General features: G+C 32.4%; 7 protein-coding genes. 6 read left to right on the top strand and 1 reads right to left on the bottom strand.

Annotated features, from left to right (window positions below; translation table 11 throughout):
* The first annotated feature begins 153 nt into the window (after positions 1-153).
* From EQ921_RS05700 to EQ921_RS05690, 3 genes are all read left to right on the top strand, one after another.
* Positions 154-1,473, top strand: coding sequence for an aspartate kinase (locus EQ921_RS05700; protein WP_128153225.1), 1,320 nt, complete (start codon positions 154-156; stop codon positions 1,471-1,473).
* Positions 1,474-2,002: 529 nt separating this feature from the next.
* Positions 2,003-5,791 carry an acetate--CoA ligase gene (gene acs / locus EQ921_RS05695; protein ID WP_128330929.1) on the top strand — a complete coding sequence of 1,263 codons (3,789 nt, stop codon included), beginning with the start codon at positions 2,003-2,005 and terminating at the stop codon, positions 5,789-5,791.
* Positions 5,792-5,926: 135 nt separating this feature from the next.
* On the top strand, positions 5,927-6,682 hold the full coding sequence (locus EQ921_RS05690; RefSeq protein ID WP_128330928.1) for a tRNA(His) guanylyltransferase Thg1 family protein: 756 nt from the start codon (positions 5,927-5,929) through the stop codon (positions 6,680-6,682).
* Between the two features lie 183 nt (positions 6,683-6,865).
* Here EQ921_RS05690 and EQ921_RS05685 read toward each other — a convergent pair whose 3' ends face one another.
* Entirely contained in the window at positions 6,866-7,627 is a 762-nt protein-coding gene (locus EQ921_RS05685) for an SMI1/KNR4 family protein (protein WP_128330927.1), read from the bottom strand.
* Positions 7,628-7,969: 342 nt separating this feature from the next.
* Between EQ921_RS05685 and topA the strand changes: the two genes are divergently transcribed.
* The 3 genes from topA (at position 7,970) to gldK (ending at position 12,979) form a co-directional block, all read left to right on the top strand.
* The gene (topA, locus tag EQ921_RS05680; protein WP_128330926.1) at positions 7,970-10,330 is read left to right on the top strand and encodes a type I DNA topoisomerase; all 2,361 of its coding nucleotides are present in this window, start codon (positions 7,970-7,972) and stop codon (positions 10,328-10,330) included.
* Positions 10,330-11,448, top strand: coding sequence for a formimidoylglutamase (locus tag EQ921_RS05675; protein WP_128330925.1), 1,119 nt, complete (start codon positions 10,330-10,332; stop codon positions 11,446-11,448). Before topA ends, EQ921_RS05675 begins: the two co-directional genes overlap by 1 nt.
* A gap of 118 nt (positions 11,449-11,566) precedes the next feature.
* Positions 11,567-12,979 (top strand): gliding motility lipoprotein GldK, encoded by a 1,413-nt coding sequence (gldK, locus tag EQ921_RS05670; RefSeq protein ID WP_128153218.1) that lies wholly within the window; start codon positions 11,567-11,569, stop codon positions 12,977-12,979.
* The last annotated feature ends 31 nt before the right edge of the window (positions 12,980-13,010 follow it).

Raw genomic sequence — 13,010 nt, 5'->3', positions numbered from 1 at the left:
CTACAAGCAATCAAATACATATTAACAATAAATTTTTCTGTAAACTTTTAAATGATCTTAATAAAATTCAAACATTTAATTTTTAGTATAAATCAGGTGTAAATAAATACTAAAATATGTATTTTTGTCTAGGTTTTATTAAAAGGAGAAAAAATGTTAGTATTAAAATTTGGCGGTACAAGCGTAGGAAGTGCCGAACGTATAAAAAATCTGGCGGAGTTAACAAAAAGTCAGGATTCTAAAATAGTAGTACTTTCAGCAATGAGTGGAACTACTAACGCATTAGTTGAAATTTCAGCTTCGTTGTATGAAAAAAATACACAAAAAGCAAAAGAGTTAATAAAAGCTCTGGAAGACAAATATAAGAAAGAAATAAATGACTTGTATAAAAATGAAACAATTTTAAAGAAGGGTCATGAAATGATTAATGAGTATTTTAATTACCTTCTTTCATTTACAGATCTTCCTCTTTTTACGTCAAAAGAAGAAAAAATTATTTTAGCTCAGGGCGAATTATTAAGTACAACCATGTTTCATTACTATTTAAGTGAGATAGGAGAAAAGTCTATTCTTCTGCCTGCGCTTGAATTTATGCGAATTAATAAAGACGGTGAGCCTGATATGGTGTATATAGAAGAGCAAATCAAGGAAGAACTAAACAAATATCCGGATATTGATTTTTTTATAACTCAGGGCTATATATGTAGAAATTCTCAGGGGGATATAGATAATTTGCAAAGAGGAGGAAGTGACTATACTGCTTGTATAATCGGGGCTGTTATAGATGCTAAAGAAATTCAGATCTGGACAGATATAGATGGTATGCATAATAATGATCCTCGTTTTGTAGACAAAACTCATCCTGTAGATGAACTAAGTTTTGATGAAGCAGCAGAACTTGCTTATTTCGGAGCTAAAATTTTACATCCTACCTGCATTCTTCCTGCTCAAAAAAGGGGAATACCCGTAGCATTAAAAAATACCATGCAGCCTGAGGCAAAAGGAACGTTGATAGGAGATATTGATACGCCGGAAGGGATACGTGCAGTTGCTGCTAAAGATGGAATATATGCAATTACCATAAGAAGTGGAAGAATGTTGCTAGCTTATGGTTTTCTTAAAACAATATTTGAAATATTCGATAAATATAAAACTTCAATAGATATGATAACTACTTCTGAGGTAGCAGTATCGTTAACCATTGACAATCCGGCAAATCTGGACAATATAATGGCGGAGCTTACTGAAGTGGCTAACGTTGAAGTAGAAAAAGATCAGACTATTATTGCTATTGTCGGTAATATAGCTAAAAATGAATCCGGATATGGGGTAAAAATCCTGGATGCTTTTAAGGAGATTCCTTTACATATGATATCTTATGGAGGAAGTGAACATAATATATCAGTTGTAATTGATAGTAAATATAAAAAAGATGCATTACAAGCGCTTAATCAGAAATTATTTGGTTATTAAGTTGTAATTGTTTCAATAAAATACAAGGGATGCATTTTGTGTCCCTTTTTTTATACACATTAATCAGATTCTTCATTTTAATAAAATATTAAATTTATTCACTTATAAATTCTTTCCACAGTATAATGATTGAAAGACTGAATAGTGTTACAAAGGGATACTATAATGAATAAAAAATTAAATATTTTATGACTAAAATAATATATGATAGTTCTTGTGGGGGTTGTAATAATTAATAAATAAACTAAATAAATTAAAATATGAGGAAGAAACTGTGTTTTGTTAATCTTAATTAATAATTTTATAATTATTTCATAGTCTTAAAAAAACTGAATTTTATGATAAAAATCATATAAAACAGCATTAATACTAGTAAAAGCTATGATTTTTTAATTAAAATATCAAAATTAAAAAACAATATTTTTGATTAATTGCTAAAGGATTTCATGAATCGGATGTTTTATTCAAATTATTTTATATTTTTAGTAGTAATAAGAGAAAACCTAAAATGTATAAAATAAACTAAAACATGGATACACAAGAAATGATTACAATTTCAGATTATTGGATGAAAGAAGCAGGTAAAATATCGTGGTTTACCTCCCCGCAGAAATTTTACTCATATAAAGAAGGTAAATCAAATTGGTTTGAAGATGGTATTACAAATTTATCTTATCTCTGCATAGATAAGCATATCGAAGACGGATATGGAGAAAACACCGCTTTTATTTTCGACTCACCCGTTACGCAGACAAGAAGAGAATATACATACAGTCAAATCAAACAAAAAGTAGAAAAGTTAGCCGGAGGACTGAAACAATTAGGATTAAAAAAAGGGGATATAGTTTTGTTATATATGCCTATGATTCCTCAGACGGTATTTTCAATCTTAGCATGCGCAAGGCTTGGAATCACTTTTTCAGTTGTTTACAGTGGTTATTCGGCAAGTGAACTGGCATTAAGGATTAATGATTGCAAACCTAAACTAATTATTACAGCTACATCAAGTATTGACGTAGATAGGATAATATCTTACAAACCTATCATAGACAAAGCATTATCTAAATCAGACCACACTCCTCAAAATATATTGTTATATAATAGGAAATTAGGTTTTTTACATTCCAACAGTTCATTAGATATAGACTTTGATGAGTTATTAGAAAATTCGCAACCTGAAAGCTATGTAGAAATTCAGGCTGACTCGCCTGCTTATATTTTATATACATCCGGAGTAAAAGGAAAGGCCAGGGGGGCTGTTTATAATACCGGTGATTATGCTGTTTCCTTAAAAGATTTAATGGTGAATATTATTAAATGTAATCCAGACGAAGTTTTCTTTACCGCTTACGATAGAGGAGGCGGAATCAGCCATAGCTTTATGATTTTAGCCCCTATGATCAATAGAAATCCATCGATAATATATGAAGGAAGTTCAACAAGAACTCCCGATCCGGGATCATACTGGAAACTAATACAGGAAAATAAAGTTAGCGTTTTATTAACGCCTCAAATTAATCTCAGAAAGATCATTGATGCAGATCCTAAGGGATTATTTATTGAAAAATACTCTTTACAGTCATTAAATCGCATTGTTCTTTCGGGTGATGATTCCGGAAAAGATGTTATTGATTGGATTCAAAGGAAAATTAATGTCGATCTGACTAGTCTTTGGTGGACAACTGAGGCAGCATGGCCGCTACTAGGTAAAGAAATAAAAAAAGGGACGAAAGATCAATATCCGGACTCAATAGGAAAATCTGTCAGAAGCTTTGATATGAAGGTAGTAAGTGGAGAAGGTCAGGAAGAAGATTCCGGTAAAATAGGTATAATCGCAGCTACCAAACCTTTGCCGCCCGGTTCTTATAGTTTTATCATGAATAATAAACCGGAAGATTTATTTGTTTCAGAAAAACTAGCTGATTATTATAATTCAGGTGCAGGAGGATACTGTGATGAAGAAGGTAATTTTTATACTACGGGAAATCTGGGGGATGTCATCAATGTTGCCGGACAAAGGTTATCTGTACTGGAAATCGAGAATATTATCAATGCTCATCCAAAAATTTCTGAAGTAGCAGTTATAGGAGTGAAAGATGCTATAAAAGGACAGGCAGTAGTAGCTGTACCTGTAATTAAAGCATTTGAACAAGCAGATCCATTTCGTTTGACAGAGGAACTAAGAAGAATGGTTGTTGAAAAAATGGGAATTATTTCTGATTTAAAACAAGTGGTGTATGTTAAACGTTTACCTAAAACTAAATCAGGAAGCATTCTTCGTGATATAATCAGAAAGATAGCGGATGGAGAAGAATTTGTGATCCCTGAAGTCACTAAAAATCCTTCGGTTATCAATGAAATACAACAAGATTTTCAGCTGGAAAATGTTTCAAAATTTGCTTTAAAAGAGAAAACAATAGATGATTTGGTTGTTAAAAACCGAATAGACTATGAGCGAATTTACGATATAAGTTTAGATCAGCCCGAACAATTTTGGGCAGAAATAGCTCAGACATTTAGGTGGAAAAAAAGTTGGGATTCTGTTTTGGAATATAATTTTGAAAATGCAGATTTTAAATGGTTTAAAGGGGGAAAATTAAATATTACGGAAAATTGTCTAGACAGGCATCTTGAAAAAAATGGTGATAAAATAGCTGTCATATGGGAACCTAATGGACCAACGGAACCAAACAGAATTTTGACCTATAAACAATTACACGAAGAAGTTTGTAAATTTGCTAATGTCCTTAAAAGTAAAGGAGTTAGCAAAGGGGATAGAGTTTGTATTTATTTACCTATGGTTCCCGAATTAGAAATAAGTCTCTTAGCCTGTGCCCGTATCGGCGCTATTCATTCAGTTGTTTTTGCTGGGTTTTCATCCTCAGCTTTAGCTGCCAGAATTAACGATTCACAATGCAAACTACTCTTAACCTGTGATGGAAATTACAGAGGAAATAAATACGTAGATTTAAAAGGAATCGCAAATGAAGCCTTAGAAAACACTTCCTCAATTGAAAGTGTAATAGTTCTGAACAGATCAAATAAACCGGTAATGATGGCACCTAATCGGGATCTTTGGTGGCATGACTTAATCAAAGATGCCAGCCCGGAATGTCCTGCAGAGGAGATGGATGCAGAAGATCCTTTATTTATTCTATATACATCAGGCTCTACAGGAAAGCCTAAAGGAATGGTACATACCTGCGGAGGATATATGGTTTATACAACCTATTCTTTTAAAAATGTATTTCAGATAGGCGATCCGGAAGATGTATATTTTTGTACCGCTGATATTGGATGGATTACCGGACATTCGTTTATCGTATATGCTCCTTTATGCTCAGGAGTAACTTCAATAATGTTTGAAGGCACACCTTCATATCCTGATTTTGGAAGGTTTTGGAACATAGTGGATAAATATAAAGTAACTCATTTTTATACAGCACCAACAGCAATACGATCATTAGAAGCTCAGCCTCTTCACTTTGTAGAAGATTATGATTTAAGCTCATTAAAAGTTTTAGGCTCAGTAGGAGAGCCGATCAACGAAGAAGCTTGGAATTGGTATAATGACAAAGTAGGCAAAGGAAACTGTCCAATAGCCGATACCTGGTGGCAGACGGAAACCGGAGGAATAATGATAGCGCCTCTGGCGGGTATAACGACCACAAAACCAACATTTGCTACACAGCCGTTACCAGGAATTCAGCCATGCTTACTGGACAGTGAAGGCAAGGAACTGAAATCAATCAGCGGAGAAGGTAATCTATGTATCAAGTTTCCTTGGCCCGGAATGGCTCGAACTATCTATGGAGATCACCAAAGATATGCAGATACTTATTTTTCTGCTTACCAAGGAAAATATTTTACAGGTGACGGAGCTCTTAGAGATACTAATGGAAATTATAGAATTACAGGTCGTGTAGATGATGTGATAATTGTATCCGGCCATAACTTGGGAACAGCACCTATTGAAAATGTTATCAATGAGCATTATTTAATAACAGAGTCCGCAGTGGTTGGATTTCCTCATGATATCAAAGGAAATGCACTATATGCATTCGTAATAACATTCGAAAAACCCGAAAACGAAGAAGATGTCAGAAAAGAAATACAGGCAAGAATATCAAGAACTATTGGTCCGATAGCTAAATTGGACAAAATACAATTTGTTCCGGGTTTACCAAGAACGCGTTCGGGAAAAATTATGCGGAGAATATTAAGGAAAATAGCATCCAATGAACTTGATGCCCTAGGAGATACTTCAACCTTACTAAATCCTGAAGTCGTAGATCAGATTATAGAAAAACGTATATAATCAATATCAACTTATTTTAAAAAAAGCTGTTCATACGTATGAACAGCTTTTTTATTTTGGGAATTATAAAATAATTGTATTTATTTTGTTGCTATTTTTTATGAAATATATGAATAAATTTAAATAAGGGAATAAATGAATTTCAAAAATTTAAATGCTAAGATGAAATGTTTTGAAACTCTTGCAGATCGTTCGGTAATTCCTCAAATGTATATTATAGCTCGTTTAGATGGAAGAGGTTTTACCAAATTAACCAAAGAAAAATATTCATTTGAAACGCCGTTTGATGAAAAATTTTCCGAAATGATGGTAGAGACAGTCAAACATGTACTTAAAAGTGGAATTAAAATTTTATACGGATACACACAAAGTGACGAAATTTCCTTGTTGTTTGATATCAATGAAAATTCTTTTTCAAGAAAAAGAAGTAAATATATTTCCATTTTAGCGGGAGAGGTAAGTGCTGCATTTTCAATGTTGATAGGAGAAGCAGTAGTGTTTGATTGTCGATTATCTGAGTTACCTAATAAAGAACTTGTCTACGACTATTTTCAGTGGAGAATGGACGATGCGTATAAAAATTCATTAAATGGACATGTATATTGGAATTTAAGAAAACAGGGATATTCCAAAAATGAAGTGACTGAAAAAATGTTAAATATGAATGTAGCGAAGAAAAATGAACTATTGTTTAGCAACGGTTTAAATTTTAATGATTTGCCCAAATGGCAGAAAAGAGGAATAGGTGTCTATTGGGAGGAAATAGAAAAAGAAGGAATTAATGAAATTAACAATCAAAAAATGATAGGTAAGAAGAAAAATCTGATCGTAAATAAAGAATTACCATTAAAGGAAGAATATAAATTGTTTATTAGAAAAATAAGTTCTTGATATTAAAATAATGCAATTATGAAAGAGAATCCTCATTATGTATTAGTTTAGATAAATATTTGTGTGACTGTATTTAGCTTAAGTTTACCTATAATAGTGTTTATATGAGTCCTAGCTAAAAAAAACGGAGTTATGATTTTTTTATTGATATAAATTATTGAAAATTAATTATATAAATTTAAATTATTGCTTTTCGTAGCCTTTTAGATACTTAACAAAAACCTTATCAACCAATTCCTTTAATGAATCAGCAATCTTTATCAATTGTGGAGGACGATACTCATGAGCAAAACTATAAACTTTATGGTCTACAGAATTGTATACTATTTTATCTCCGTCGCCATAAAGCCAAAACTCTCCTAATATGAGAAGATTTAACTGCTCTTTGTTGAGAGGCGCAAGTTCATCAAAATGGATCGAAATGCCCTCAAATTGAAATTTTGAAATTGTTGAAAAAAATTCGATAATGTCTTCAGAAAAAATAATTGCCAGTGAATTTTCCTTTTCTTTAATTTCGTTATAACTTTTGCCTTTACTTATAAACAAATCTTGATGATAATTTTGGGTTATCAGCTTAAATAAAATTGGATAAACAGATTGCAAATATTGAAATCTCTCTTTAGCTGTTTTTTTTAAGTTTTTGGTTTTCTTTTGTTTAGATATGACAAAATTTTCAAATTCTTTTTCCCAATCTTTTTTATAATTATCAGATAAATCAATAGTAATTTTTATAGATTTTAGCCATTCATAAGCAGTAATTTGTGATAAGTAAGTGTTTCTTATCTCACTAAAACTATCTTTTGGTTTCATTTTTAAAAAACGTAATCTTCCGCATATACCTTCAATTGAGTCTTTATATTTTTCAAACCATTGTAACCAATCTGTTGGAGATAGCTCACCTTTTGCAAGCTGAACTAATTTTTCTATAACCTGTTCTTTTGTCATTTATTTAAACCCTTAATTTATCGTTTAAATTATAAATCTACATAATAAAACTATAGATAAAAATTTTAATAGACGTAATAAGTTTTTAGTAAATAAAATAAATATCTATAAAAAACAGTAAAAAAAGAAAAAATGAAAGTTTGAGAATTTACAAATCAAAGAATTAAAGTAAAAAAAACAATGAATAAATAATAATTAAGATTTTATTAAGATGATAAGCAATTGACTACATTAATATGAATATTAATGTATTACATAGAGCTAAAATTATAAAGTAAATAAATAAAAAATAAAACTTAAAACTATATATTGATAAAAAATTTCTAATTTCGCGAAAAATTTCTGAGTATGAATCTGGTAATTGTGGAGTCGCCGGCTAAGGCAAAAACAATAAAAAAATTTTTGGGGAATGATTTTGAAGTGGAATCAAGTTATGGTCATATAACAGATTTAGCTAAAAAAGATATGGGGATTGATATGAAAACGTTAGAACCCATATATCAGGTCTCTCCGGATAAAAAGGAAATTGTAAAAAAGTTAAAATCATTAGCAAAAAAAGCCGATACAGTTTGGTTAGCCTCCGATGAAGACCGTGAAGGAGAAGCAATTTCCTGGCATTTATATAATGAATTAAACTTAAGTCCTGAGAAAACAAAAAGAATTGTTTTCCATGAAATTACAAAAAATGCAATTCAGAAAGCGATACAAAATCCAAGAGATATAGATGTTAACCTGGTAAATGCTCAGCAGGCTCGTCGTGTACTCGACAGAATAGTAGGTTTTGAAATGTCGCCAATCTTATGGTCAAAAGTAAAAGCAGGGTTATCTGCAGGTAGAGTTCAGTCGGTTGCAGTAAGGCTTATATGCGAGAGAGAAAAACAAATTTTAGATTTCGTTCCTGTGGCTTCTTATAAAATTGAGGCTAACTTTTACAATAAAACTCAGAATATTTTAAAAAGTAAACTAAATGTTGATTTTGAAAAATACGAAGAAGCCTTAGGTTTTATACAAATAGTTAAAGACAAAACGTTTTCAGTTTCCAATGTTGAAACTAGACCAGGAAAAAGAACACCTTCAGCACCTTTTACAACTTCCACATTGCAGCAGGAAGCTTCAAGGTTAGGTTTTTCTGTAAGCAGGACCATGAGAATCGCTCAGCAATTATATGAATCCGGGCATATTACCTATATGAGAACAGATAGTGTGAATTTATCTGAAGAAGCACTTAATGCAGCAGTTCATGTAGTTACAGAAGAGTTTGGAAAAGAATATTTACAAACACGACAATACACAACCAAAAATAAATCAGCTCAAGAAGCTCACGAAGCAATTCGTCCAACCAATCTGGCTGTCAAAGAAGCAGGTGGTGACGATGCACAAAAAAAATTGTATCATCTGATTTGGAGAAGGACATTAGCATCTCAAATGTCAGATGCAAAACTGGAAAGAACCATTATTGATATTACTACACCTGATGTTAAAGAAAAATTTACAGCTAGGGGAGAAGTAATTGTTTTTGATGGATTTTTAAAACTTTATCAGATACAGAATGACGAAGATAGCGAAGACGAGGACAGTGGATTACTACCTAAAGTAGAAAATGGGGAAATACTTCAGTTAGATAGAATGACCGGAGAAGAAAAATTCAGCAGGCCCGCTGCAAGATACAATGAAGCATCTTTAGTTAGAAAATTAGAAGAGTTAGGAATAGGCCGTCCATCAACATACGCGCCAACCATCTCAACCATACAAAAAAGACAATATGTTGAAGTTGGTGATTTGGAACCCAAGCAAAGAGAGGTTAGGAAAATTATTCTTAACAATCAAAATATCACAGAAAGCGTAGAAGTTGAAAACTATGGAGCAGACAGAAGAAAATTGCTTCCTACGGATATAGGCTTGGTTGTAAACGGATTTTTAACGGATCATTTTCCTAATATATTAGATTATGGATTTACAGCTAAAGTCGAAGAAGATTTTGATAGTATTGCAGGAGGAAATGAAAATTGGAAAGAAATGCTGGGAGATTTTTATAAAGATTTTCATCCCCATGTAGAAGAAGTTAAAGAAACAGCCGATCGTGCTACAGGAGAAAGATTATTAGGAACAGATCCTGAAAGCGGTAAAAATATATATGCCAGAATTGGTAGATTTGGACCAATGGTCCAGATAGGTGAATCTGAAGATGAAGAAAAGCCTAAATTTGCCGGATTAATGAAAGGACAGCAAATTAGTACCATAACGCTCGAAGAAGCATTAAAACTATTTGAGTTACCTAGGTATTTAGGTGATTATGAAGAAAAAAAAGTAGAAGTAAATACAGGAAGATTCGGACCTTATGTTAAACACGATGGTAAATTTGTTTCCTTAAAACCCAAAGAAGGAGATGAAATTTCTACTATAACTTTAGAAAGAGCTGTTGATTTAATTGAAGCGAAAAGAGAATCAGATCGAAACAAGTTTATAAAATCTTTCGAAACAGAAGAGCCTGTGATAGAAATATTAAATGGTCGTTGGGGACCTTATATTAAACAAGGTAAAGAAAACTTTAAGATTCCTAAAGATACAGAAGCAGCTCAATTGTCATTAGAGCAGGTTTTAAAAATTATTGCAGAATCTGGAAGTAAGCCAAAAACTAAGGCGAAAACTAAAGCACCTGCAAAAGCGAAAGCACAAACAAAAACTAAAGCAAAGAAAAAGTAGTGGGAGCCTTGCAGGATTTTTTACATCCCGTTGATGAATCAATATTGTATTCTCATCCTGATTCCGTTGGAGCCAGAATAAAATTTTATTGGCAGAATGAAATAAAGGCAAATAGTGTAGTTCTTATCGGCTGCTCAGATTTAAGAGGGACAGGTCACTCAAAAGAATTTTCAAATATTCGCTTAATTCGGGAAGAGTTCTATAGATTAGTTTGGAACGATTGGGATTTTGATTTATATGATTTAGGAGATATCATACCGGGGAATGAAGTTGAAAATACCTATTTTGCTTTACAAAAAGTATTGGAAGAATTACTAAAAATGGGGGTATTTCCTATTGTTCTGGGAGGAAGTATGAGCCTAAATTATTCTGTGTACAGAGCTTTATCAGTCAGAGATACGCCACTTAACTATACAGCAGTGGATACTCGCATAGATATGGGAAACATGAAGGAGCAATTGACCGATAAAAATTATCTTTCAAGAATGATAATAGACGAGCCTAACTTACTTTTCAATTTTACAAACGTAGGATATCAAAGTTATTTTGTCCCCAATTCAACATTAAAAGCTTTTAACAGTCTGGATTTCGAGGGAGTTAGATTAGGTCAAATTACAGAAAACCCGAAAAATTCAGAGCCTGTATTCAGAAGTTCTGACTTTGTTGGTATTAATTTAAATTCTATCGAATCATACGACGGAACCTTATCAACAGAAAGTACAGCTAATGGATTCACAAACAGAGAAATTTGTGCATTAACCCGCTACATTGGATTATCCAAACAAGTAAAAATTGCAGGTATTTATAATTTTTTAGGATACTCGCACAATAAAATGAATGAAAAGTTAGTTTCTCAACTGTTATGGTATCTCATAGAAGGAAGAAACCAACAACCCTATTATGAAAATGAAGAATATATAAAATACATAGTTTTACATGAAGACAAAGAATTGATTTTTCTAAAAGATAAATATGTGGAAAAATGGTGGTTAACAGTAAGTTTAGATGCAGATGATGTTCCCGTATTTTTAGTTCCTTGTACAAAAAAAGATTATGAAGATGCATTGAACGGTAATATACCTGAAAAATATTGGAAAACATTTAAACGCTTTTTATAAAAAAGTTAATAAAAACATAATATTATAGGTAATATCTACGTTTATAAAAAACAAAATTTTTAAGTAAACTAAAAAAATAGTAGTTTTACACTTTTTTAAAAGAAACACTTTGGTTATAATGAGAAAAGTATTATTACTCTTATTGACAGCAACAACGATAATTTCTTGTAATTCGTCAAAGAAAGGAAAAGCAGGGAAACCAGGCGTTCAGGGAGAAATTGTAGTCACGCAAAAGAGCCAGCAATGGAACAATAAAAGGCCGTATGGTATGGTTCCTATTCCTGGTGGAGCATTTGTTTTGGGACAATCCGATATGGACTTTACCGGAACAGACACAAAAGCACCTTTAACTACGGTTACTGTTTCATCTTTTTACATGGATGACACAGAAGTTACCAATTCCGAATACAGAATATTTGTGAATTATGTTAGAGATTCAATCGTTCGTTCCTTATTGGCTCAAAGAGCTGGAGATGAAGGAGCTGATGATGGTATCGGCCGTTATGCATATTTAAACCAGAAATCTGACGATGAACAGTCTGCATATCAGCAAATGTTATCAGAAAGAGGAGGAAGAGAAGGTTACGATGAATCCAAAAAATTAGATTGGTCTGTACCTCTTGAATGGAATACTTCAAGATATCCTGATGTTTCCTATGCAGAAGTTATGGAGTCTCTATACTATCCGCCTGAAGAAAGATTCAATAACGAAAGAGTTCTGGATCCAAGAAAATTAGTTTATCAATTTACATGGATAGATCAGTTGGAAGCAGTTAAGAAAAAAGGAAGAGGTGAAGATTTTATCAGAAGAGAAGCAACTCCTATTTATCCTGATACTACAGTGTGGTTAAGAGATTTTAACTACTCTTTTAATGAGCCTCTTTTCGAACAATACTTCTGGCATAAAGCTTATTCAAAATATCCGGTTGTTGGAGTGACTTGGGATCAGGCAAGAGCGTTTTGTGCTTACAGTACCAAATCTAAAAACGACTTTAACCAAAGTAGAAAAAAGAAATTAGAAAAAGTTTTCCCTTATCGTTTACCTTCAGAAGTTGAGTGGGAATATGCAGCAAGAGGAGGTTTGGAAAATGCTCCTTATCCATGGGGAGGACCTTATCTTATTGATGACAGAGGGTGTTACTTAGCAAACTTTAAACCTAAGCGGGGAGATTATATGGAAAGTGAAAAAGGATATTTGTATACAGCTCCGGTTAAATCATTTCATAAAAACGGATTTGGTTTATATGACATGGCAGGAAACGTATCCGAATGGACAGTTTCAGCATATAATAATAGTTCTTATGTAATCTCATCAACCTTAAATCCTTATTTAGGAAATAGAATTGAAGATCCTAGAAAAGTTATTAAAGGAGGATCCTGGAAAGATATAGGATATATGCTTATGGTAAGCGAAAGAGATTGGGAACACAAAGATTCAGCAAGAAGTTATATCGGTTTCCGAAGAGTTCAGACTATTCCCGAAGGAGCTAAAGGTAAATTTCCTAAATCAGCAAAATATCAAACTAAATAATATACTTTAAATTTCATACGACAATCATAGA

The organism is Apibacter sp. HY039 (assembly GCF_004023655.1).
GTDB classification, from domain to species: Bacteria; Bacteroidota; Bacteroidia; order Flavobacteriales; family Weeksellaceae; genus Apibacter; species Apibacter raozihei.
This window is presented reverse-complemented; position numbering and strand designations above follow the sequence as displayed.

What these genes read in the sequence shown, in the direction of transcription:
- EQ921_RS05685 (WP_128330927.1), bottom strand. Translation starts at nt 7,627, where the DNA reads ATGACAAAAGAACAGGTTATAGAAAAATTAGTTCAGCTTGCAAAAGGT.
- gldK (WP_128153218.1), top strand. Translation starts at nt 11,567, where the DNA reads ATGAGAAAAGTATTATTACTCTTATTGACAGCAACAACGATAATTTCT.
- EQ921_RS05700 (WP_128153225.1), top strand. Translation starts at nt 154, where the DNA reads ATGTTAGTATTAAAATTTGGCGGTACAAGCGTAGGAAGTGCCGAACGT.
- acs (WP_128330929.1), top strand. Translation starts at nt 2,003, where the DNA reads ATGGATACACAAGAAATGATTACAATTTCAGATTATTGGATGAAAGAA.
- EQ921_RS05690 (WP_128330928.1), top strand. Translation starts at nt 5,927, where the DNA reads ATGAATTTCAAAAATTTAAATGCTAAGATGAAATGTTTTGAAACTCTT.